At 54.9% G+C, this 21,415-nt stretch carries 21 protein-coding genes and 3 pseudogenes; 21 read left to right on the forward strand and 3 right to left on the reverse strand.

Features of this window, described 5'->3' with window-relative positions; translation table 11 throughout:
* Positions 1-4 precede the first annotated feature (4 nt).
* Together AB9F26_RS14390 and AB9F26_RS14395 are read left to right on the forward strand one after the other, a co-directional pair.
* Positions 5-784 (forward strand): recombinase family protein, encoded by a 780-nt coding sequence (locus AB9F26_RS14390; protein WP_369757816.1) that lies wholly within the window; start codon positions 5-7, stop codon positions 782-784.
* 116 nt (positions 785-900) lie between these two features.
* Positions 901-1,221, forward strand: a complete 321-nt coding sequence (locus tag AB9F26_RS14395) for a transposase (protein WP_369757815.1) — start codon at positions 901-903, stop codon at positions 1,219-1,221.
* A gap of 71 nt (positions 1,222-1,292) precedes the next feature.
* On the opposite strand, the gene AB9F26_RS14400 is transcribed toward AB9F26_RS14395, so the two are convergent.
* Positions 1,293-2,198: a hypothetical protein gene (locus AB9F26_RS14400; protein ID WP_369757814.1), complete on the reverse strand. Its 906-nt coding sequence runs from the start codon at positions 2,196-2,198 to the stop codon at positions 1,293-1,295.
* 270 nt (positions 2,199-2,468) lie between these two features.
* Here AB9F26_RS14400 and AB9F26_RS14405 point away from each other — a divergent pair.
* Both AB9F26_RS14405 and AB9F26_RS14410 read left to right on the forward strand, forming a co-directional pair.
* A pseudogene (locus AB9F26_RS14405) lies at positions 2,469-3,383 on the forward strand (tyrosine-type recombinase/integrase).
* Between the two features lie 6 nt (positions 3,384-3,389).
* Positions 3,390-3,950 (forward strand): annotated as a pseudogene (locus tag AB9F26_RS14410) (transposase zinc-binding domain-containing protein); the annotation flags it as partial.
* A gap of 42 nt (positions 3,951-3,992) precedes the next feature.
* On the opposite strand, the gene AB9F26_RS14415 reads toward AB9F26_RS14410, so the two are convergent.
* Positions 3,993-5,024: a LacI family DNA-binding transcriptional regulator gene (locus AB9F26_RS14415; RefSeq protein WP_369757813.1), complete on the reverse strand. Its 1,032-nt coding sequence runs from the start codon at positions 5,022-5,024 to the stop codon at positions 3,993-3,995.
* 197 nt (positions 5,025-5,221) lie between these two features.
* Here AB9F26_RS14415 and AB9F26_RS14420 point away from each other — a divergent pair, with 197 nt between their 5' ends.
* The 12 genes from AB9F26_RS14420 to AB9F26_RS14475 all read left to right on the forward strand — a co-directional run bounded on the left by AB9F26_RS14420 (position 5,222) and on the right by AB9F26_RS14475 (position 15,725).
* The gene (locus AB9F26_RS14420; RefSeq protein ID WP_369757812.1) at positions 5,222-5,416 is read left to right on the forward strand and encodes a hypothetical protein; all 195 of its coding nucleotides are present in this window, start codon (positions 5,222-5,224) and stop codon (positions 5,414-5,416) included.
* Positions 5,417-5,445: 29 nt separating this feature from the next.
* Positions 5,446-6,591, forward strand: a complete 1,146-nt coding sequence (locus AB9F26_RS14425; protein ID WP_369757811.1) for a TRAP transporter substrate-binding protein — start codon at positions 5,446-5,448, stop codon at positions 6,589-6,591.
* A 108-nt stretch (positions 6,592-6,699) separates the two neighbouring features.
* Positions 6,700-7,215 (forward strand): TRAP transporter small permease, encoded by a 516-nt coding sequence (locus AB9F26_RS14430; protein ID WP_369757810.1) that lies wholly within the window; start codon positions 6,700-6,702, stop codon positions 7,213-7,215.
* An 11-nt stretch (positions 7,216-7,226) separates the two neighbouring features.
* A complete protein-coding gene (locus AB9F26_RS14435) occupies positions 7,227-8,558 on the forward strand; it encodes a TRAP transporter large permease (RefSeq protein WP_369757809.1) in 1,332 nt (443 codons plus the stop codon).
* A 12-nt stretch (positions 8,559-8,570) separates the two neighbouring features.
* A complete protein-coding gene (gene hisD, locus AB9F26_RS14440; protein ID WP_369757808.1) occupies positions 8,571-9,878 on the forward strand; it encodes a histidinol dehydrogenase in 1,308 nt (435 codons plus the stop codon).
* Between the two features lie 2 nt (positions 9,879-9,880).
* Positions 9,881-10,639, forward strand: coding sequence for an SDR family NAD(P)-dependent oxidoreductase (locus AB9F26_RS14445; protein ID WP_369757807.1), 759 nt, complete (start codon positions 9,881-9,883; stop codon positions 10,637-10,639).
* Positions 10,636-11,622, forward strand: a complete 987-nt coding sequence (locus tag AB9F26_RS14450; RefSeq protein WP_369757806.1) for an alcohol dehydrogenase catalytic domain-containing protein — start codon at positions 10,636-10,638, stop codon at positions 11,620-11,622. Before AB9F26_RS14445 ends, AB9F26_RS14450 begins: the two co-directional genes overlap by 4 nt.
* A gap of 12 nt (positions 11,623-11,634) precedes the next feature.
* Positions 11,635-11,946, forward strand: a complete 312-nt coding sequence (locus tag AB9F26_RS14455; RefSeq protein WP_369757805.1) for a UxaA family hydrolase — start codon at positions 11,635-11,637, stop codon at positions 11,944-11,946.
* A gap of 11 nt (positions 11,947-11,957) precedes the next feature.
* The gene (locus AB9F26_RS14460) at positions 11,958-13,139 is read left to right on the forward strand and encodes a UxaA family hydrolase (RefSeq protein ID WP_369757804.1); all 1,182 of its coding nucleotides are present in this window, start codon (positions 11,958-11,960) and stop codon (positions 13,137-13,139) included.
* A 64-nt stretch (positions 13,140-13,203) separates the two neighbouring features.
* A complete protein-coding gene (locus tag AB9F26_RS14465) occupies positions 13,204-14,211 on the forward strand; it encodes an Ldh family oxidoreductase (protein WP_369757803.1) in 1,008 nt (335 codons plus the stop codon).
* A 48-nt stretch (positions 14,212-14,259) separates the two neighbouring features.
* Positions 14,260-15,276, forward strand: coding sequence for a YeiH family protein (locus AB9F26_RS14470; RefSeq protein WP_369757802.1), 1,017 nt, complete (start codon positions 14,260-14,262; stop codon positions 15,274-15,276).
* A gap of 23 nt (positions 15,277-15,299) precedes the next feature.
* Positions 15,300-15,725, forward strand: coding sequence for a universal stress protein (locus tag AB9F26_RS14475; protein ID WP_369757801.1), 426 nt, complete (start codon positions 15,300-15,302; stop codon positions 15,723-15,725).
* A gap of 230 nt (positions 15,726-15,955) precedes the next feature.
* Here AB9F26_RS14475 and AB9F26_RS14480 read toward each other — a convergent pair.
* Positions 15,956-16,662, reverse strand: a pseudogene (locus AB9F26_RS14480) (IS6 family transposase).
* Positions 16,663-16,727: 65 nt separating this feature from the next.
* Here AB9F26_RS14480 and AB9F26_RS14485 point away from each other — a divergent pair.
* The 5 genes from AB9F26_RS14485 (at position 16,728) to AB9F26_RS14505 (ending at position 21,413) form a co-directional block, all read left to right on the forward strand.
* Positions 16,728-16,823: a hypothetical protein gene (locus AB9F26_RS14485; RefSeq protein ID WP_369757800.1), complete on the forward strand. Its 96-nt coding sequence runs from the start codon at positions 16,728-16,730 to the stop codon at positions 16,821-16,823.
* 283 nt (positions 16,824-17,106) lie between these two features.
* A complete protein-coding gene (locus AB9F26_RS14490; RefSeq protein ID WP_369757799.1) occupies positions 17,107-18,147 on the forward strand; it encodes a LacI family DNA-binding transcriptional regulator in 1,041 nt (346 codons plus the stop codon).
* A 106-nt stretch (positions 18,148-18,253) separates the two neighbouring features.
* On the forward strand, positions 18,254-19,564 hold the full coding sequence (locus AB9F26_RS14495) for a sugar ABC transporter substrate-binding protein (RefSeq protein WP_369757798.1): 1,311 nt from the start codon (positions 18,254-18,256) through the stop codon (positions 19,562-19,564).
* A 138-nt stretch (positions 19,565-19,702) separates the two neighbouring features.
* A complete protein-coding gene (locus AB9F26_RS14500) occupies positions 19,703-20,569 on the forward strand; it encodes a carbohydrate ABC transporter permease (RefSeq protein WP_369757797.1) in 867 nt (288 codons plus the stop codon).
* 13 nt (positions 20,570-20,582) lie between these two features.
* A complete protein-coding gene (locus tag AB9F26_RS14505; protein ID WP_369768337.1) occupies positions 20,583-21,413 on the forward strand; it encodes a carbohydrate ABC transporter permease in 831 nt (276 codons plus the stop codon).
* Positions 21,414-21,415: the final 2 nt, after the last annotated feature.

Below are 21,415 nucleotides of genomic sequence, written 5' to 3' on the forward strand. Positions count from 1 at the left end.
CTTTATGAAACGCCTCATAGCCTATTATCGCATCCCCGCTGGCGACCAGGCCCACCATCATCTCAAGAAACAGGAGCAGGCCGTTGTGGCTTGGATGTCCTTTCATGACAAACTTGTTGGGCAATTCGTCGAGATCGAAACCTATGGAGAACGATCCCGACCACAATTAGCACGCGCGTTAATCAAGGCGAAGGAAGAGAATGCGACGCTCCTTGTTGCCAAACTCGGTCGCCTTGACCTTTCGCCGGTATTCCTCTCGACATTGCTGGAGAGCCAAGTTGAAGTTGCATCAGGAGACGTTCCGAGCTTCCATCAGAAAAAATTGATCATGCTTTTGGAGCGAGCCCGGCGCCGAAGCCGTATTATTTCTGGCAAGACTGCCGCGACACTCGCGTCAGGGAGGGCCGACGGAAAGTCGTCGCGGTCGGTTAAATCCGCGCGACCCACCGAGGCCCGATCTGCAGAGAGATATCCCTCAGCAATAAGCGGGGCGTTAAAGAATGCAGAAAATGCGAATGTCTTTGCAATGTCCGTAATGCCCTCGATAGCGGAACTATTTGAACGTGGACAAAGCCTTCACTTTATCGCCGATGCTTTAAACGACCGCAAAATAGCCACAGCCCGTGGTGGTAGATGGTATCCAACGACCGTTCGTAATATTCTGAAACGGAACATCATAGTGCTTTGTCGGCAAGAAACCTCAATCGAGCCTACCATCACGGAAATCGCTGCAGTACCGCCGAAGCCGTGGCGACGAAAATCGCGAGGCCAGTGGGCGTTTTAAAAGGGGTTTCAAAAACACATCCTTGCGGTCTCTTTAACGGTATTGACAATTCTGAACTTCGTCCCTGTTCCCGGACATTGGGGTACTTTACCCCCAGTCCGGGAACAGGGCACCAAATGGGACAACATCGAAGAACGTACACTGACGATTTCAAGGCAGGCGCGGTTGATCGGCTTTATGAGCCAGGAGCGACACAGGGCAGCGTAGCCAAAGAGCTTGGCATAACAGGCACGCAGCTAAAAACGTGGCGGCTTGAGATAGAAGCGTTTGAGTCAACTGAAGCGAAGCGTCGTCAAAAGTCAGATGCGGCAGAATTGGATCGTTTGCGCAAAGAGAATAAGCGTCTGGCCCAGGAAGTGGAGATTTTGCACCACTCGTATGCGTGCTATTTTACAGCGATGGGCGAAGATTGCTGCATTAACCCAGCCGCATACTAAAACAACGAGGCGTGCCGTCAATATCGGCGCGCCTTTTCTATTTACCCCCGTTTCCGCGAAGACAGGTTATATCACCGGACTTGAACCTGTGTAACGATATCTATCCACTGCTGGACGGCATTTGCGTCCTGTGGTCGCGCCATGTAGTCCCGCAAGGATCGAAGAACGGCTAGCTGCCGCGCTTCGCCCAGTGTCACTTCCATGATCGGTGCAAGCACGTCACGGTGCACACGATACACTTCCATCAATTCTCCGTATTCGTCGTCTGCCGCAGGTTGCGTCCGGGGACGTCCGCGCCGTGCATAGCCTTTCCCGCGTTTGACTTTCGGTGCACGGGGCTTGTCCGGCATATTACGCTTTGAATATGCAGCGTGATCGTCTTCACTATCTGCAATCCACGTCCTAGGAGCCGCGCCCTGCGCTTTTAGGTACTTGGACATATCAGTGGGGCGTAAACCGGCCTTAGCGACTCGTTTTGGGAGTCCCTGAGTCAATGCTTTGTGCCACGCACCGTCGTTCCGCGCGTCGATCTGCGTGCGCCGGTATCTCCAGCGCAACCAATCGACGACGGCGGGGGGCAGAGCGTCTATATCGGTGCCGCCAATCGCTGCCCTAAATGCGTCTTCGTGGCCCCCTAGGTCGATAGTTGTTCCGGGCAACCAAGAGTTCTTCTTCCATTGGTCGCCAAGCCGGTTCTTAGCGCGCCGTGCCTCGGCCCGGTTCCATGTTTCGGCACTCACCCGGCCCGACATGAAACCCTGATGCAAGCGCTCGTGGTGCTCGTTCGCCGCTTTCGGACCTGCATGGCTCAAGCAGCGCCCAGCGCCCTCTCGTAAAGGCGGGTTCGGGCAGGCAGCCCCGGTGCGCAGACGTGCGCCGCATATCTGAGCATGGGGGTTCCCGCGCCGGTAGGGAAGCGAGCTTTCCCGAAATGCGGCTTCGTGTTCTGGTGAATGAAATCTAGTGTGAATAGTCATGGTTTGCCTCGATGAACAGCTAAGGGATCATGGGTGTTATAATATAACGCTTTGCGATTCAGAGCCAGCCGTTCTTTGCTTTAGACTACCTTCAACAACGGGTGCCAAACATTCCTAAATATTGTTACTTTCGGCCCAAGCACTAAATCGCTTCGCGATAGGGCGCTTGTGTCGGCTGTTGCGGTAGATAGGAATATGTTGCGCGTGTTTTGATGTCGGGTGTGTAATGTTGGTCGAGGTGATTTTGCCTCGATGACAGAGGGTTTTCACATGAACATTCAGCATTCCACACCAACGACGCCCCTTCGTGCGCGCATGATCGCGGATATGTCCGGGCGCAATCTCGGCCCTGCATCCCAGACCAGTCACTTGCGTGCATGCAAGCGGTTTGCGGCCTGACTCGGGCGGTCTCCGGAGACGGCGACGCCGGATGATTTGAAGTATTTCCAACAGCATTTAATCGAGAGCGGCACCAGCATCTGCACGCGGAACCAAACCATGACAGGCGTTAAGTTTCTGCTCCGCGTGACCCTGCGACGTCATGATCTGGTGGCCGAGGTTTTCCATTTGAAGGAACCGGTAAAGGTCCCGCTGGTCCTCAGCAAGAAGGAGATCAAGCGCATCTTGGCCATGGACCCAAGCCTGAAGGCCAAGGTCATGCTGTCGCTGGCCTATGGCTGCGGATTGCGGGCGGGTGAGGTCGTCAAGCTGAAGGTTGGCGATATCGACAGCGCGCAACAAATCATCCGCATCATGCAAGCGAAGGGCCGCAAAGACCGTAACGTCATGCTGCCCTCGGACATTCTGGGGCTGTTGCGCGCGTGGTGGATAGAACGTCCGACCGGTCAGGATAAGGATGTGTCACCACCCGAGCGGATCCTCTTCCCCGGATATCGTGGCAAGCACCTTTCAGCGCGGCAGATTTCGCGGCTATTCAAAGAGACCGCGCGGGAAGCCGGGATCACCAAACCGGTCACGCTGCACACGTTGAGGCACAGTTTTGCAACCCATCTGTTGGAGCGCGGCGTGGATATCCGCGTCATTCAGGCCCTTTTGGGGCATTCCAAACTGACGACCACAGCACGCTATGCCAGCGTCGCCACGGGTATGATCGCGGCAGTGGACAGCCCCCTAGATGATCTGAATGGGGCCAAGCGGAAGAAGGGCAAGCCTAAGCCTTCATAAGCCACCATGTCCGGCCCATCACTGGAGGTCGCGAATATCTTCCGTGACCATGGTGCTGCCTGGCGTGCGGCAAACGCAGGGCACATCAGCCTGAACCAGTTCAAAGTCATGAGTGCGATCGTGCGATGTCGAACGGCGGCACTTGGCGGACATGTCGCGCGGTGCGCCGACTGCGCGCATGAGCACATCGCCTACAATTCGTGCCGCAATCGTCACTGTCCAAAGTGTCAGGCGGGTGCGGCGAAGACATGGCTGGCAGCGCGTGAGGCAGAGCTGCTGCCCGTGCGGTATTTCCATCTGGTCTTCACTTTGCCAAAGCAGATTGCTGACATCGCATATCAGAACAAACGCGAGATCTATAATCTGCTGATGTGGGCGAGCGCCGACACTGTGGTCAAAATCGCCGCCGATCCTAAACATCTGGGGGCAAAGGTTGGCATAACGTCGGTCCTTCACACTTGGGGATCCGCGATGACCCACCACCCGCATGTCCATATGATCGTTCCGGGCGGGGGCTTGTCTACGGATGGCGCAAAGTGGATCGCTAGCCGCAAGAACTTCTTTCTCTCCGACAAACCCTTTGGAGGATGTTTAATCCATTGGAACCTGTTATCCTGGGGTGGGCCCCAGAGATCGTCGCAGGCGTATGTCGGTAGGAAGCTCAATACTTTCGCAGGCTTCGCGCTGTTTGACCATCTGTATCAACATGCTGGCCGCGCGCCGACCCATTTCGCGGTGCGGCACGTGCACCGTCGTCAAGGCCGGGTCGGCCAGCATGGCCAGCTCAATGTCGTCAAAACCGGTGATTGAGATATCATCAGGCACCCGCAGCCCCATTTCCTTTGCCGCCCGCAACGCGCCTATAGCAAGCACATCGTTTACACACATCACGGCCGTGGTACTAGGCGCTTTAGCTAGGGTTGATCGAAAGGCAATTTCGCCGGCCTCGATTCCATAAGGGGTCTCTGTTAACTCAAGTTGATCCTCGGAAAGCCCTGCTTCGGTCATGGCGAGCCGGATGCCGGCAACCCGTTCGCGCGCCCGGTCGTTTGCTGCGGTCGGGGCTGAAATACAGGCGATATTGCGGTGGCCGTGAAGGATGACCTGTCGGGCCAGTTCGGCCATGGCGTCTTTATTATTAAAGCCTACTGCTGGCTCTGGCCGGTCGGGGTCAAAAGACCACGCGACGACAAAAGGAACGGACCGCCTCTTCAGAAAGTCATAAATGCCGTCGCTGCGGTGGTACCCTATCAAAAGGACACCGTCGGCACCGCGTGCCACAATCGTGCGTACCTGTTCGGTCTCAAGGGCTTCGTCGTAGGCAGACGAGGCTATCAGAAGCGTTTTACCGTTGCGCACCAGCTCTTCCTGGAAGGCCTGGATGCCACGGGCGAAAACCGCGTTTTCCATCGTGGGGATAACAACCCCGATGGTGTTGGTCTGTTTGGCGGCCAAAGCGCGTGCCCCGAAATTCGGAGTGTAGCCCAGATATTGCACTGCGCTTAGCACCCGTTCGCGCGTCAGAGGTACGACCAGATTTGGCGAATTCAGGCAGCGCGAAACCGTTGCCGTGGATACATTTGCGTAGCGCGCAACATCCGCGAGGGTCGCAATCTGTTTGTAATCGGGTGATCGGTTCATGGGACTTTACACTTTTTTCATGGGTCAAAACTACCGGAGATAGGAGCCACGGCTCTAATATAAATCAATAAATTAGCGAGGGCCGTTTCCGATGCATCCCTAAGCTATCTTAAATCGAATATAAACACTTGCATAAAATAATGTAAGCGCTTACATGTTCATGAATGGCCGAATAAATGAGCGATTTGGGGGGATAGATGGCATTTATTATAGCATTAATATTACTTCTGGCCTTCACAGCTAATGTCGCCGTAGGCGCGATTGGCGATGGCCCCCTTATTGGAAATGTCGGGGAGCTGCTGATGCTGATGACGGCATCAATTTCCTTTGTGGTCGGCATTCTTCAGCGAGAAACACAAACAAAAAAGGGCGCGAAGACGCCTGATACCTAAAATATCCAAACCATATGGGAGGAACCATAATGAACAAACGCAACAAAGAAATCGTTTCCGAAGAACGCAGAAATTTCCTGAAGCTAGCGGGCACGGGTGGCTTTACGGCGGCCATGGTCGCAGGTGCAGGTGGTATGCTGTGGTCTAACGCAGCCGTGGCCCAAACCTCATCCGAAGAGCGGGAGCGTGAAGCCGCTGCCGAGTTCACAATGACACTGGCCACAGCGTATATTTTGGGTGCTGACCGCAGCTATCCCATCATGCAGCTAGATCTGAAAGAAAACATCCAGAACATGACCAACGGTAAGGTCTATGTGCGCCTGGCCCCCGGTGGTCAGCTTGGTGCTGGCGGCGCATTAGCGCAGGCAGTGCAGTCGGGCACCATCCAATGCGCGCAGCACTCGCTTGCCAACTTTGCGCCTTTCGCATCGGTCGTTGACCTGATCAATCTGCCATATTTTTGCGGCTCGAACCAACGCTTTACCAACCTGACATCGTCAGACACATGGAAAAGCGAAGTTGACCCCAAGATTGCGGCGTCTGGCTTTAAGTCCTTGTTCTACATCGTCATCGATCCCCGCGTTGTTGCTGTGCGTCAGGGCGGCACCGCCATAATCACTCCCGCCGACATGGCTGGTGTAAAGTTCCGGGTACCCGGTTCCGCGATGTTGCAGCAGTATTACAGCATGGTCGGTGCCAATCCGACACCGGTTGCTTGGGGCGAAACGCCATCTGCAATCCGTCAGGGTGTTGCTGATGCGCTTGACCCATCGGTTGGTGCTTTGCATGTCTTTGGTTTCGGTGAAATCCTGAGCCACGTGACCTTCACCCAAGCGGTTCCAGACAGCCAAGTCTATTCGGTCAACCTAGAATGGTTTAATTCGCTGCCGCTGGACGTTCAGGAAGGCATCGAATTCGCAGGTGAAATCACTCAGGCACAGAACCTTGCCAAAGTGCCAGCCGCACGCGCCTATGCCATGTCAGAACTGATGTCTAATGGCGTTGAATTCCACACGCTGAACGATGATCAGTTGGGCGAATGGAAATCAGCAGGCGGCTACCAAAAGCCCGAGTGGGACCAGTTCAAGATGGACCTGGCCGGCGACATGGATACGTTCAAGCGCCTCGAAGAAGCTGCGGGAACCATGGGCCGTCATTACGTCCACGACGCCTAAAGCACTCAGGGCCGGAGCCCGCTGGGGCCCAGCCCACACCATACTCACGAGACGTTTTGAATTCAAGGAACAGGTAGCGTTTTAAACGCGCCTGAGTGGGGGAAATGTATGTTGCAGATATATAATACGTTGGACAAGAACGCCGAGCGTTGGCTGCTTCTTGTTTTCTACGTAATGCTGGTTGGCACAATGTTCATCGAAGTCATCCGCCGCGAGGTGTTTTCTTACTCCTCAATATGGGGAGAAGAGATGGTGCGCTATTCCTTCATTTACCTCGCTTGGATCGGCGCATCAGCGGCCGTTAAAGAGCGTGGCCATATCCGCATCGACGTGATCCTGAACTACGTCCCTAACACTGTTAAAACTCTAATCTATATGTTTGGCGATGTGATCATGTTCATCGTCGCACTGATCGCGCTTTATTGGTCCTGGGAAGCCGTCCACGTGTCGTGGAAATTTGGATCTGTTACCCACGGTCTGCGCATTTCCCAAGTTTGGTTTTTGTTTGCTGTGCCTTTCGGCTTCGCGCTGGTCACGTTTCGGCTTGTCCAGTCCTTCCTTCGGGATCTCTCCGATCTTCGTAACGGGCGTCCCGTCTACGAAGGCGATAAACTGTTCGATTGAAGGGCTAAGACATGCTTTGGCAAAATCTACAGAACCAACCCGTCATGCTTGGCTGGGATTTCTACATCCCGATCATCGTCTTTGTTGTTCTTGTCGCATTGGCCGTACCGGTCTGGGCATCGATCGGAGCCGCCGCAATCTTGATGCTGATGATCTCGGGCGCACTGCCACTGAGCCTGTTGGGCGAAAGTTTGTTTCACGGCATCGACCACTTTGCTTTGACGGCTGTACCGCTGTTCATTCTGACCGGTGACGTGTTGGTGCGAACCGGTCTGTCGAAGAAATTTCTCGATGTGGCCGAAGCAATCACTTGCTGGGCCAAGGGTGGCTTTGGCTCGGCCACGGTTCTGGTCTGCGGCATGTTCGCAGCGATTTCAGGATCGGATGCCGCGGGTGCCGCTGCGGTGGGTCGCATGACCATCGACCGTCTTGTCGAAAGCGGATATCCGCGCCCCTATGCCTGTGCGCTGGTCGCTGCGGGTGCCTGCACCGGCATCCTCATCCCGCCCTCAATTGCATATATTATCATTGGCCTTGTGCTAGGTGTGAACGTGTCGATCCTGTTCCTGGCCGCCGTCATTCCCGGGCTGCTGGTGCTGCTGGCAATCCTAATCACCAACACGCTTGTCAATCGGCGTCACGCCTACGAAGGCGGCGGCTTAATGACGTTCGGCGAATGGGCCGTAAACCTTTGGCAGTCAATCAAATCCGGTTGGTACGCCTTCTTGGTTCCCGGCATCATCTTTTACGGCATTTTTTCGGGACGCCTGACCCCGACTGAAGCTGGAGCCATTGCCGTTATGGTCACAATTGCCATCGGCTTTATCATTGGCACGCTCAAGTTTTCTGATTTCCCTGCGATGCTGGTCAGTTCGGCCAAGGTGAACGGGGTGATCCTGCCGATTATCGCTTTCTCGCTGCCGCTGGCGCAGGCATTGGCAATCCTAGGAGTGCCGCAGGGTTTTGTTGCAGCCGCTACGAGCGTCAGTGACGAACCCTGGGTGCTAATTCTGATGATGATCCTGATACTGATAGCAGCGGGCTGCGTAATGGAAACCACGCCTAATATCGTGATCCTTGCCCCAATTTTGTTCCCCTTGGCCCAAAACATCGAGATGAACGAAATTCAGTTCTGTATCATGATGATTACCGCTTTGGGGGTCGGCTTCATCACGCCGCCCCTTGGCCTTAACCTTTTCGTGGTTGCGGGCATCACAGGTGAATCAATACTGAAGATTGCCGCACAGGCCGTCCCGTTTGTGATCTTCATGCTGATCGTAACCCTTCTGATCGCCTATATCCCAGCGATCTCAACCATCCTTCTCCCAGAAGCTTACCAATAGGAAACTCTTAACATGACACGCGAGTATCTAAAGAAGGCGACCCTCACACCCAGCAGCGGTGCCTCGGATGTGCATGATCTGGTTCAGGGCATCCTGAATGATATCGAAGCCGGCGGCGACGCGAAGGCTTTGGAGTACGCGGCGAAATTCGATAAATACGAGGGCAGCATCATCCTGTCCCAAGCCGAGATAGACGCCGCCATCGCGCTGGTGCCTGAAAAAGTCAAAGCTGATATCCAGTTTAGCCACGACAACGTGAAACGCTTTGCCGAAGCGCAAAAAGCGACCCTTACCAATATCGAAGTCGAAATAGTTCCGGGCATGATCGCAGGTCAAAAGGTTATGCCGGTCGATGCCGCGGGCTGTTACGTGCCCGGTGGCCGCTATTCGCACATCGCTTCTGCGATCATGACCGTGACCACAGCCAAGGTTGCAGGCTGTAAACATATCGTGGCTTGTTCCCCGCCCCGCCCCGACGTTGGTATTGCTCCTGCGATTGTCTATGCCGCGCATATCAGCGGTGCGGACAAGATCATGGCGATGGGTGGCGTGCAGGGCGTTGCAGCTATGACCTTTGGTCTGTTCGGGCTGCCGAAGGCGAATATCCTTGTGGGCCCGGGCAACCAGTTTGTTGCCGAAGCCAAGCGCATCTTGTTCGGCCGCGTTGGCATCGACATGATCGCGGGACCGACAGACAGTCTGATCCTTGCCGACAAAACCGCCGATCCGATGGTTGTCGCCACCGATCTGGTCGGTCAGGCCGAGCATGGGTACAATTCTCCCGTGTGGCTGGTCACCGATGACCGAAGCATCGCCGAAGAGGTGATGCGCCTTGTCCCCACCCTGATCGAAACCCTGCCAGAGGTGAACGCAGCCAACGCAACCGCTGCGTGGCGCGATTATGCCGAGGTCATCTTGTGCGCTGACCGCGAAGAGATGGCGTCGACGTCGGATGAATACGCCCCCGAACACTTGACCGTTCAGGCCCAAGATCTGGATTGGTGGCTTGATCGCCTGCTTTGCTATGGCTCGTTGTTCTTGGGCGAAGAAACCACAGTGGCCTTTGGCGACAAGGCGTCAGGCACCAACCATGTACTGCCCACCAGCCGTGCTGCGACCTATACCGGTGGGCTTTCGGTGCACAAGTACATGAAAATCGTGACCTGGCAGCGGTCAACCCGCGAGGGGGCCAAGCCGATTGCCGTGGCCACAGCGCGTATTGCCCGTCTTGAAGGGATGGAAGCGCATGCACGGACTGCCGACATTCGGCTGGCCAAATTCTTCCCCAACGAAACCTTTGATCTGAAGGTGGAAGAATAGTCATGAAACCGGGCGATCATCCTGATCTAAGCGGCCATGTCGCCTGCGTCACCGGGGCCAGTTCTGGCCTCGGTCGACGCGCAGCGCTGGTGCTGTCGCAGGCAGGAGCCAAGGTAATTGCGATTGCTCGGCGCGCTGACGCGCTGGCGACGCTCCAAGCAGAGGCACTAGGCGAAGTATTTGCCCTGCCATACGATCTGAACGACCGCGCAGGCCTTGCCGATATCGCGCGCCTTGCGGCTGAACCCTTTGGAGCGCCCGATATTGTGGTACATGCGGCAGGCATCAACACCCGCGAAGTCGCGGATGATGTTACGCTGGAAGGCTGGGATATCACGCTGAACCTTAATCTAGCCGCACCGTTTTTCCTGTCCCAGCATCTGGTACCTGGCATGCGGGCCAAGGGGTGGGGGCGGATCGTCAATTTCGCCTCGCTGCAATCGTATCGCGCCTTTGCCGGCGGACTTAGCTACGGGGCGTCAAAGGGTGGTATCGCACAACTGACCCGCTCCATGGCCGAAGCTTGGTCGCGCGACGGCATCACGGTGAATGCGATTGGTCCGGGGTTCTTTCGTACCGAACTGACGGCGGCAGTGTTTAATGACCAAGAACGTGCTGCCCGCAACGCAGCGCAAACCTGTCTGGGCCGCAACGGCGAACCCGAAGACCTTGACGGACCGTTGTTGTTTTTCTGTTCGGATGCCTGCGCCTATGTGACGGGGCAAGTTTTAATGGTCGATGGGGGGTTTACAGCAAAATGAAAGCGCTTGTTTATACCGGTGTCGAAGGATTGGATTTCTGCGATGTGCCGGACCCCGTTTTGGCCCCGGACTGTCATCTGATCCGGATCGACAGTGTAGGCATCTGCGGGTCAGACATGCATGCCTATCTGGGCCATGACGACCGCCGTCCCGCACCGCTTATCCTGGGTCACGAAGGGGCGGGTACCGTCTTGGGCGGTGCATGGGATGGCACCCGTGTGACGATCAACCCGCTTGTGACATGCGGCACCTGTCCGGCTTGTCTGGCGGGTCGCGACAATCTGTGCAGCACGCGGCAAATCATCTCGATGCCGCCGCGCGAAGGGGCGTTTGCCGAATTTGTCACGATGCCCGAACGCAATCTTGTGAAGGTGCCAACTGGCATATCCCTTGAAAAAGCAGCCCTGGCCGAACCTGTCGCCGTGTCCTGGCACGCTGTGCGTCTTGGACTTGAGGCGTTGCCAAAGGGGGCCGTTGAAACAGCCCTCGTGATTGGTGGCGGTGCCATAGGGGTTGCAGCTGCCATCAGCCTCGTCGCCCAAGGTGTGCCGGATATTACCTTGGTTGAACCTAACACGCTGCGCCGTGACTATCTGCAACTGGATGCATCAGTCAAAGTGATGTCTCCGGATGATATCAGCGGAAAGCTATTTGATGTGACCGTGGATTGTGTAGGCTATGACGCCACCCGCGCTACGGCCAGCGCCGCCACCCGTCCGGGCGGAGTGATCTTGCACGTAGGCCTTGGGGGCGGGACAGCCGGCCTCGATATTCGCCGCCTGACCTTGCAGGAGATCACATTTATCGGAACCTATACCTATACCGCGCAAGATTTTCGCGACACTTGCGCGGCGATGTTCGACGGCCGTCTTGGCCCGCTTGACTGGGCTGAAAATCGCCCCCTTTCCGATGGTGCCCAGGCGTTTTGCGATATTCGCGAAGGCCGGGTTGCCGCCCCCAAGATCATTCTTAAACCAGCATAATTGGAGACGCTGATGACCAATACTAAACCCATCCCGAACGAAATTCCGCAAATGCTTGTTCACGAAGAGGCCGACAATGTCGGCGTCGTCGTGGTCGAGGGCCTGACCGCAGGCACCGATATGCTTTGCTGTATCACCCACGATAATTCGACCTTCCGCCTGACCGCCAAGCATGACGTACCAATCGGTCACAAGATCGCGTTGAAAGACCTGAAATCGGGCGAAACCGCTATCAAATACGGCGAGGACATCGGCAAGATCATTACCGATGTCGGTCAGGGCGAACACGTCCACACCCAAAACTGCAAAACAAAGCGCTGGTAAGGACCAATAACATGACATCCAAATATTCAAACATCACCGTACAGGGCTACCGTCGCGAAAATGGCCGGGTTGGCGTGCGCAATCACGTGCTCATCCTGCCCGTCGACGATATCTCGAACGCCGCATGCGAAGCTGTGGCCAATAACGTCAAAGGCACCATGGCGATCCCCCACGCTTATGGCCGTCTGCAATTTGGCGAAGACCTTGATATCCACTTCCGCACGATCATCGGCACTGGTGCCAACGCCAACGTCGCGGCCGTCGTTGTGATCGGGATCGAACCCGGTTGGACCAAGAAGATCGCCGATGGTATTCGCGCGACGGGCAAGCCTGTGGCCGAATTCTCGATCGAGCAAAAAGGTGACTTCGAGACCATCCGCGCCGCGTCCTGGGCCGCCAAGGAATTTGTGCATCACGCGACTGAAATTCAGCGCGAAGAATGTTCGATAAGTGAGCTTTGGATTTCTACCAAATGCGGCGAAAGCGATACGACAACTGGGCTGGGGTCTTGCCCCACGGTCGGCAACATGTACGACAAGCTGCTGCCCGAAGGCATCACCGGCTTTTTCGGCGAAACATCCGAGATCACCGGCGCAGAACACATCTGTAAAGAGCGCGCGATCAACGCAGAAGTCGGCGAGCGCTGGTACAAGATGTGGGAGGCCTATCAGAACGATGTGATTTTCGCGCACCAGACTGATGACCTGTCCGACAGCCAGCCAACCAGAGGCAATATCGAAGGCGGTCTGACCACCATAGAAGAAAAGGCCCTTGGCAACCTTGAAAAAATCGGGCGTACGTCGAAGTTCATCGACATTCTTGAACCAGCGGAAGCGCCGGGTCAGGGCAACGGTCTGTATTTCATGGATTCTTCCTCGGCTGCGGCGGAATGCGTGACCTTGATGGCTGCCGGTGGCGCCGTGATCCATACTTTCCCAACTGGGCAGGGCAACGTGGTCGGCAACCCGATCGTGCCTGTGATTAAGATCACAGCAAACCCCCGCACAGTGCGCACCATGTCAGAGCATGTTGATGTCGATGTGTCTGGTATCTTGCGCCGCGAGCAGACCATCGACGAGGCTGGCGATGCGCTGATCGAAATGATCCGCCGGACTGCCAATGGCCGCAACACTGCAGCCGAGGCCCTTGGGCATCGGGAGTTCTCGATGACCAAGCTGTATCGCAGCGCATAATGAACCAATGGGCGACCCTGCATGCAGGGCCGCCCATTACCATGCCGAAGGCAGGTTGTGACCAGTGACTGATAAAACCCGTATTTCGATTGCCGATGCAACGGCTCTAATCCACGCCGCCCTTGCTGCGGCAGGTGTACCGCCCAACGTTTGCGTTTCTGTCGCCGCAGCGCTTGTCGCTGCCGAGGCCGAAAGCCAAAGCGGACACGGATTTTCTCGCGTGGCCGATTATATCGCTCAGGCGCGGTCGGGCAAGATTAACTTAAGCGCTCAGGTCACCACGACCCTTCGCGGGCCATCGTCTATTTTGATTGACGCGGATCGGGGCTTTGCCTTTCCAGCGCTTGACGCGGCGCTCGAAGTGGGGCTGCCCGTGGCAGAAAAAATGGGCATCGCGATCATGGCCGTGGGCAATTCGCATCATTGCGGCGCGCTTTCGGTACAGGTCGAAAAAATTGCCAAAGCGGGCATGATCGGGCTGATGATGGCAAATGCCCCCAAAGCGATTGCGCCATGGGGGTCAAAAGAGCCCGTTTTTGGCACCAACCCGATTGCCTTTGCTACACCGCAGGCCGCAGGTGATCCTTTGGTGCTCGATATGTCATTGTCGCGGGTTGCCCGTGGCAAGGTGATGAATGCCCATAAGACCAACCAACCGATCCCACTAGGTTGGGCGCTGGATGCGCAGGGCGAACCGACAACCGATGCCAAAGCGGCCCTTGAAGGCACAATGATCCCCATTGGCGAGGCTAAAGGTACAGCCCTTGCCCTGATGGTCGAAATCCTTGCCGCTGCCTTTACCGGCAGTGCTTTTAGCCAAGAGGCCGGATCTTTTTTTACCGCCGACGGGCCCGCGCCCATGGTCGGGCAAACCTTGATTGCCATTCGCCCCGATGCAAATTCAGATTTTCTGGTCCGGGTCAGCAGCCTGCTTGATACGATCCAGGCCATGGAAGGCGCACGCCTGCCTGGCACCCGTAGGCGGGAGGCCATCCACAGCGCTGAAACCGACGGGCTGTTGGTTCAGTCAGGCTATCTAAACCTTGCTAAAACTTTCGCCGACGGCGGGTAGCGTACCAGTGGTCACACCTGCCGAACTTAACCTATTAGGATGAAACCCATGAATATGGCCGCCATGCAGTCTCGCGCTCAATCACTAATACCCGGCGGATTGGTGGCGATGATCATCGCGATGGCAAGCAAGTTCGTGTCTGAGCACTATGGTGCTCCTTCGATGTTGCTGGCGCTCTTGTTCGGGATCAGCCTGAACTTTCTGGCCGATGATCCGCGCTGCGGACCGGGCATCGCATTCACCTCAAAGACGTTGCTGCGGTTGGGCGTGGCGCTGTTGGGGTTGCGCATCAGTTTTGGGATGATGAGTGGGCTTGGCTGGCCCATTGTTGCGATGGTGACGCTGATGGTGCCGTTGACCATCGGCTTTGGCTTTGCTGCGTCGCGGCTTTTCGGCTTTCGCTATCGTTTTGCCTTTCTGTCGGCAGGCGCTGTTGCAATCTGCGGGGCCTCTGCCGCCCTAGCCATCGCCGCGATCCTGCCGAAGGATGAAAAATCAGACGACAGGCTGGTGTTCACGGTCGTAGGTGTCACCATTTTGTCGACGATCGCGATGATTATCTATCCTATCCTCAGCCAGGCGCTTGGTTTTGACGATGTGACGGCTGGCATCTATTTGGGGGCCACCATTCACGATGTTGCACAGGTGGTTGGTGCGGGTTTTTCAATCTCTGAACAGGCCGGCGAGACGGCGACTTTGGTGAAACTGTTGCGGGTCGCCATGCTGGCCCCTGTTGTGGTTCTGGCGACCTTGGTCTTGCGTAGCACTTCGATGCCTGATCCGTCAGGCGCACGCCCGCCACTGATCCCAAGCTTTGTTCTGGCATTTATCCTGCTTGCGATGCTGAATTCGTTTGTAACCTTACCCGCCGTCCTGCTTTCGATTGCAGTTGACGCATCGGGGTGGTTGCTATTGACAGCAATTGCGGCGGTCGGGCTAAAGACCCGCCCGGCAGAGATTTTGAAGGTCGGCAAACCCGCGGCAGCCTTGCTGGTGGCCGAGACATTATTTCTAGCAGTGGCTGTGGCGCTTGCCCTGAAGTTTTTGCCCATCCTCCCTACATAACGCCTAAAGAAGGAAACACGATCATGCCCTCGTCCATTCTGATCCCAGTGGCTATTGACCACGAAGTCCTTGTCGCCGAAAAGATTGCCCTTGCGCGCCAGATGCTTGCACTAGGGGGCAAGATCACGCTGTTGACGGTGCTTGAACAAATCCCGGGGTTTGCGACCGAATTCGTGACTGTCAAATCTGAAAACCACCTGACCGCCCGAATGATGGAAAAGCTTAAGGCCGCGGCCGGACATGCAGACGACATTGACTGCAAGATTACGACGGGCAAAGCTGGTGTGCGGATCCCGGCAGTGGCCAACGAGATAGGTGCCGATCTGATTATTGTGGGCGCGCATCACCCAGTTGCTGTAGATTATTTCTTGGGGTCCACAGCCTCTCGGGTTGCACGGCGGGCCAAGTGTTCTGTCTATATTGTTCGGCCAAATACATCCGGCCAATAATCGGCCTTATGACCCTTAAAGGGATATAAGTTGTGGCACAGAAAAGACCCGGTAAAAGCGAAACCTCCTTGTTAGATCCAAGCAAACGGGAGGACATTTCTGCGCCCGTTCAAGGCGATGGCACATCGCTTAACGAAAAATCCTACTAGCCCAAGCGCTTGTACTATGCCCCTGAGCGGTGGTGTCAGACGAATTCGAACTCGTCTCAGCTAGGCCAGTGAGACTGCCCTTTATGCCGCGCAAAGATCGCGCCACTCAGCCAGAGCAGCGGTGCGGTTCATCTTGAAATGATCTCTTTGGGAAAGGGTGCGCTCCTGATTAAAATGGTTATGGATGGAAGCGTGGACAGCAACGAATTTTTGCAAGGTTCGCATCCGGCGAAAGCGAAGCATGGCACGCTCTCGTCGTCGAAACGGCAAGTGTGAGTTCTCAGCGCGATTGTTTTTCCAACGACCCGTTTCCTGTTTCGCCGCGTTACCAATTACCTTCATCGCGGCGCAGTATGAGCGAAGTTTGTCGGTAACTAGCACCTCGGCTCTGCCATGACGTTTCATGGTTTTCTTAAGGAATTTCAACGCGGCCTTATGATCCCGACGCTTGGTGACATAGCTTTCCAGCACTTCTCCTTCATGGTCAACAGCCCGCCATAGATAGTGCAGTTCGCCGTTTATCTTCACAAAAACCTCATCGAGGTGCCACTGCCAATTCGAGTAGCATCGCATCCGGCTGACCCGCTTTCTACGGATCTCAGCTGCAAACATTGGGCCAAATCGGTTCCACCAGAAACGGACTGTTTCGTGGCAGACATCGATGCCTCGTTCATGCTAAAGATCTTCCAATTTCGAAGCGAAAGTGGAAATCGAACGTAGAGAATCACTGCTAAACGGATGATTTCAGGAGACGTCTTGAAATAGCGAAATGGAGAGCATTTTTTCATAGTCAAATGCTAGTTAGTTGCCCTGCCCGCCTCAAGCGAATTTCCTCTGACGGTGCCCCGGCGGGGTGTCAGGTCACGTCTTTGCCTTATTCCATCTGCTTGGGTTAAAATGGGCACCTCGTTTGTGGGATTTCCCAGATCGTAGGCTGGCCTGTTTTTGAATGCTGGGAGCTCGGAAAGGATTGATACCAATTAAGGGGCGGCCAATAAACGAAGAGGCTATTCTGAGCTGCAGGGACGGATGTTATCCAGCTGCCTGCAAGCGTAAAAAACGGCTCTGTAGATATCTCTACACCAAGGTGAAAGCTGGGCTAGGCGGGAATTTGGGCAATAATACTCCATTCAATGTAAAAACTGTGATACTTTCTTTACGTGCGAAAAAAAATATCGACTTGAGCTAAAGAAGTCGTATCATGGAAGAAATTGGGAATAAGGAGACCTGTTATGAATAAGCCGCGTGTCAACACTATGGAAGAACTCTCGATTGCGATCGGCGTGTCCCGTCCAACACTATCTCGTTATTTTCAAAACCCCACGCTCATTAAGGCTGCTACCGTGGCACGGATCGAGGCCGGGTTGGGCAAGGTTGAATATGTCCCTAATTTCTTTGCGACCCGCCTGAATCGCAAGACGACAGGCATTATTGGCGTTATCATTCCCTACTTGAATGACCTGTTTTTCACTAGGCTCTTGGAGCAAATTGAGATGGCTGCAATGGATGCGGGTTTTACTGTTATCACGCAGTGTTCCCACTCGGATCCAAAGATCGAAGCGCGCGCTGCGCGGACGTTTATGTCGATGAATGTTGATGGGGCGCTCGTAGTGCCGCTAGGGAACCAAAGTGACGCTAACGTTCATCAAAAACTCCGTGAACGCCTTCCGTTCGTTCTTGTTGACTCGCGACCCAAGACGATGCCGAATGTTGAATACGTCGGCACGGATCACACGCAAAGCTTTGGTTTAATGATTGAATATCTTTGCCGCGTTGGTGGCCCCCCGGTTTTTCTTGGCATGCCTCGTGTGAACTTTAACGCTGTTCAGCACGAAGAAATTTATATCAAACGGATGCATGAAATGGGGTTTGAAGCTACGATTATTGGTACCGAGATGGTTGGTGAAGGTTGGCATTTTGAGGCTCATGGTGAGGCTGTCTTGGACGATTTTTTCTCCCGTGGGCTGTATACCGACAGATCGATTCTCTGTGTAAATGACCGCGTCGCGATCGGCGCTTTGCGTGCTGCAATGCGGCACGGGTTAACGCCGGGTCGGAGCCGTGAAGGCGGTTTGCGCATTGCGGGTCACGACGATTATCCTTTGTGTCCGTTTGTCACGCCAGCGCTGACCACAGTGGAGCAGAACTTTGAAGCGATTGGAAAGGCGGCAGTTTCCCGACTCATTGAAATTATTCAGGGGGCGGAGATAGATCCCGCAAACCCTAAGGTCCAGTTATTTGAGGGGAGCTTGAGGTTGCGCGAGTCTGCTTGACCAAACGGCAAACGCCGCAATGCAGCATTCTAGTGTTTGATAAACAGTCTTGACTCACAGCTTTTTCAGCGCCAATGTTTACACACGTAAAAAAGGGAGGATCAAAATGTCTATCAAGAAAACACTACTGACCAGTGTGGTTGGCTTGGGCCTGACTGCTGGCATCGCTGCCGCAGACAGTCACTCTGCGACACTCACCATCGCGACCGTGAACAACGGCGACATGGTTCGTATGCAGGGCTATACGGATCAATTCACAGCCGAAACCGGTATTGCTGTTGAATGGGTCACGCTGGAAGAAAACGTTCTGCGCTCGCGCGTTACGACGGACATCACCACAAAGGGTGGCCAGTTCGACATCATGACAATCGGTATGTATGAAACCCCGATCTGGGGTGCGCAGGGCTGGCTCGTCCCGCTTGACGATCTGTCTGCTGAATACAACGTTGCCGATATCCTGCCCGCAATGGCAGGCGGTTTGAGCCATGACGGCACGCTTTATGCGGCACCGTTCTACGGTGAAAGCTCAATGGTTATGTATCGCACAGACCTTATGGAAGCTGCTGGCCTCGAAATGCCGGAAGCCCCTACATGGGAGTTCATCGCTAAAGCTGCGGCTGCGATGACGGACCGTGACGCTGAAATCAACGGTATTTGCCTGCGCGGTAAGGCTGGTTGGGGTGAGGGCGGTGCCTTTATCACAGCAATGTCCAACTCTTTCGGTGCACGCTGGTTTGACGAAGAGTGGAATGCACAGTTTGACACAGATGCTTGGGCAAACACGCTTAACTTCTACAAGAACACGATGGATGCTTCTGGACCAGCCGGCTACCCGACAAACGGTTTCAACGAAAACCTGTCGCTGTTTAACCAAGGCAAATGTGGCATGTGGATTGACGCAACGGTTGCTGCGTCTTTCGTAACAGGCGACGATTCAACTGTTGCTGACTCTGTTGGTTTTGCACTGGCACCAGATACTGGTTTGGGTAAGCGGTCCAATTGGCTCTGGGCTTGGGCTCTGGCGATCCCAGCTGGAACCCAGCAAGAAGCTGAAGCTAAGCAGTTCATCGAATGGGCAACTGGCACTGGCTACATCGAACTGGTTGCGGCCAACGAAGGCTGGGCTAACGTTCCTCCTGGTGCGCGTACATCGCTCTATGAGAACCCTGACTACCTTGCGGTCCCGTTTGCTCAGATGACGCTGGACTCTATCCTGTCGGCTGATCCGACCAACCCGACAGTTGATCCGGTTCCATATGTTGGTATCCAGTTCGCTGCTATCCCTGAATTCGCGGGCATCGCCACCGAAGTAAGTCAGGAATTCTCGGCAGCTTATGCAGGTCAGCAGACCGTCGAAGAAGCTCTAGCTAAGGCGCAGGCAATTACGACCGAAGCAATGGAAGCTGCAGGTTACTAAACCTATACTTCACATCAGGGGGCGGCGTGTGTCGCCCCCTGATCACAAGCAAGCCACCAACTCGAATGCCGTCCGAAAGCTGCGACAGACATGGTCGCCTTTTCTATACCAGTCTGTTCAAAGAGGAGTTGAATTCCAATGGCTACCAAAGCTTCCCGATCAGCCGCCCGTCTGATGATGGCTCCCGCCGTGATCCTGCTTCTGGGCTGGATGTTGGTTCCCCTGACGATGACGTTGTGGTTTTCGTTCCGCAATTATCTACCGCTGCGTGGCGGAGACCTAGGCTGGGCAGGATTTGACAACTACGTCCGCTTTGTAACGTCCAGTTCATTCTGGCCTGCAATTTTAACGACGCTGATCATTCTTAGCGGCGTTCTGGCTATTACGATCATCCTTGGTATTTTGCTCGCCATTTTGCTCGATCAACCTATGTGGGGCCAAGGGGTCGTCCGGATTCTTGTCATCGCCCCGTTCTTCGTAATGCCAACCGTATCGGCGCTGGTGTGGAAGAATATCTTCATGGACCCTACGAACGGTCTGTTCGCTCATCTTTGGAAATTCTTTGGTGCAGAGCCGGTCAGTTGGCTGTCGGATGCGGCAATGCCGTCGCTTATTTTGATTGTGTCCTGGCAGTGGTTGCCGTTCGCGACGCTGATCTTGCTGACTGCAATCCAGAGCCTTGATAGTGAACAGCTCGAAGCGGCCGAGATGGACGGTGCATCGCCATTATCGCGATTTATCTATATCACGCTTCCCCACCTGAGCCGCGCTATTACAATCGTGATCTTGATCCAAACGATTTTCTTGCTGGCGATCTTTGCCGAGATTTTCGTGACCACCGGCGGTGCGTTCGGTACCCGTACGTTGTCCTACTTAATTTTCCAGCGTGTGCTTGAAAGTCAGAATATTGGACTTGGTTCTGCGGGCGGCGTTTATGCCATCATCCTTGCAAACATCGTTGCCATCTTCCTGATGCGCATCGTTGGCAAAAACCTAGATAACTGAGGGAGGGCGACACATGGCACGTTCCGTCACAACACAACGCAAAGCGATCAATACGACGATTGCGTGGGCCATCGGTCTACTGATCTTCTTCCCAATCTTGTGGACCATCTTGACCAGCTTCAAAACCGAAGCGCAGGCCATCAATGACCCACCCCTGTTCCTGTTCTTTGATTGGACCACGGAAAACTACACAACGGTGATGGAACGATCAAACTACGGCCGGTTTCTGTGGAATTCGATCTTCATCGCTGGGGGGTCAACGATCCTCGGGATCATGATTGCGATCCCTGCGGCTTGGTCAATGGCCTTTGTGCCATCTCCCCGGACCAAAGACATTCTACTCTGGATGCTCTCAACCAAGATGTTGCCAGCTGTTGGCGTGCTGTACCCTATCTATCTTTTGTTCATTAAGATGGGGTTGCTGGACAGCGTTGTCGGCCTGACGATTGTGTTGATGTTGATCAACCTGCCGATCATTGTCTGGATGCTTTACACGTATTTCCGTGAAATTCCGGTTGAAATCCTCGAGGCGTCGCGGATGGATGGAGCCGGTCTTAAATCAGAAATTCTGTATGTTCTGACGCCAATGGCGCTCCCTGGTATCGCGTCCACGATGCTGCTGAACTTTATACTGGCGTGGAACGAGGCGTTCTGGACCCTCAACCTTACAGCTGCGAAAGCGGCACCCCTAACAGCCTTCATTGCGAGCTATTCCAGCCCTGAAGGTCTGTTTTACGCGAAACTCAGTGCGGCCTCTACGATGGCCATTGCTCCTATACTCATCCTTGGCTGGTTCAGCCAGAAACAACTTGTCCGTGGCCTGACGTTTGGCGCGGTAAAATAAGG

It is taken from the genome of Falsihalocynthiibacter sp. BN13B15, assembly GCF_041205415.1.
GTDB classification, from domain to species: domain Bacteria; phylum Pseudomonadota; class Alphaproteobacteria; order Rhodobacterales; family Rhodobacteraceae; genus Falsihalocynthiibacter; species Falsihalocynthiibacter arcticus.

Coding starts and splice junctions, on each gene's coding strand:
- AB9F26_RS14430 (WP_369757810.1), top strand. CDS start 6,700: ATGTTGCAGATATATAATACGTTGGACAAGAACGCCGAGCGTTGGCTG.
- AB9F26_RS14445 (WP_369757807.1), top strand. CDS start 9,881: ATGAAACCGGGCGATCATCCTGATCTAAGCGGCCATGTCGCCTGCGTC.
- AB9F26_RS14415 (WP_369757813.1), bottom strand. CDS start 5,024: ATGAACCGATCACCCGATTACAAACAGATTGCGACCCTCGCGGATGTT.
- AB9F26_RS14435 (WP_369757809.1), top strand. CDS start 7,227: ATGCTTTGGCAAAATCTACAGAACCAACCCGTCATGCTTGGCTGGGAT.
- AB9F26_RS14425 (WP_369757811.1), top strand. CDS start 5,446: ATGAACAAACGCAACAAAGAAATCGTTTCCGAAGAACGCAGAAATTTC.
- AB9F26_RS14450 (WP_369757806.1), top strand. CDS start 10,636: ATGAAAGCGCTTGTTTATACCGGTGTCGAAGGATTGGATTTCTGCGAT.
- AB9F26_RS14460 (WP_369757804.1), top strand. CDS start 11,958: ATGACATCCAAATATTCAAACATCACCGTACAGGGCTACCGTCGCGAA.
- AB9F26_RS14390 (WP_369757816.1), top strand. CDS start 5: ATGAAACGCCTCATAGCCTATTATCGCATCCCCGCTGGCGACCAGGCC.
- AB9F26_RS14455 (WP_369757805.1), top strand. CDS start 11,635: ATGACCAATACTAAACCCATCCCGAACGAAATTCCGCAAATGCTTGTT.
- AB9F26_RS14505 (WP_369768337.1), top strand. CDS start 20,583: ATGGCACGTTCCGTCACAACACAACGCAAAGCGATCAATACGACGATT.
- AB9F26_RS14475 (WP_369757801.1), top strand. CDS start 15,300: ATGCCCTCGTCCATTCTGATCCCAGTGGCTATTGACCACGAAGTCCTT.
- AB9F26_RS14470 (WP_369757802.1), top strand. CDS start 14,260: ATGAATATGGCCGCCATGCAGTCTCGCGCTCAATCACTAATACCCGGC.
- AB9F26_RS14490 (WP_369757799.1), top strand. CDS start 17,107: ATGAATAAGCCGCGTGTCAACACTATGGAAGAACTCTCGATTGCGATC.
- AB9F26_RS14400 (WP_369757814.1), bottom strand. CDS start 2,198: ATGACTATTCACACTAGATTTCATTCACCAGAACACGAAGCCGCATTT.
- AB9F26_RS14495 (WP_369757798.1), top strand. CDS start 18,254: ATGTCTATCAAGAAAACACTACTGACCAGTGTGGTTGGCTTGGGCCTG.
- AB9F26_RS14420 (WP_369757812.1), top strand. CDS start 5,222: ATGGCATTTATTATAGCATTAATATTACTTCTGGCCTTCACAGCTAAT.
- AB9F26_RS14500 (WP_369757797.1), top strand. CDS start 19,703: ATGGCTACCAAAGCTTCCCGATCAGCCGCCCGTCTGATGATGGCTCCC.
- AB9F26_RS14395 (WP_369757815.1), top strand. CDS start 901: ATGGGACAACATCGAAGAACGTACACTGACGATTTCAAGGCAGGCGCG.
- hisD (WP_369757808.1), top strand. CDS start 8,571: ATGACACGCGAGTATCTAAAGAAGGCGACCCTCACACCCAGCAGCGGT.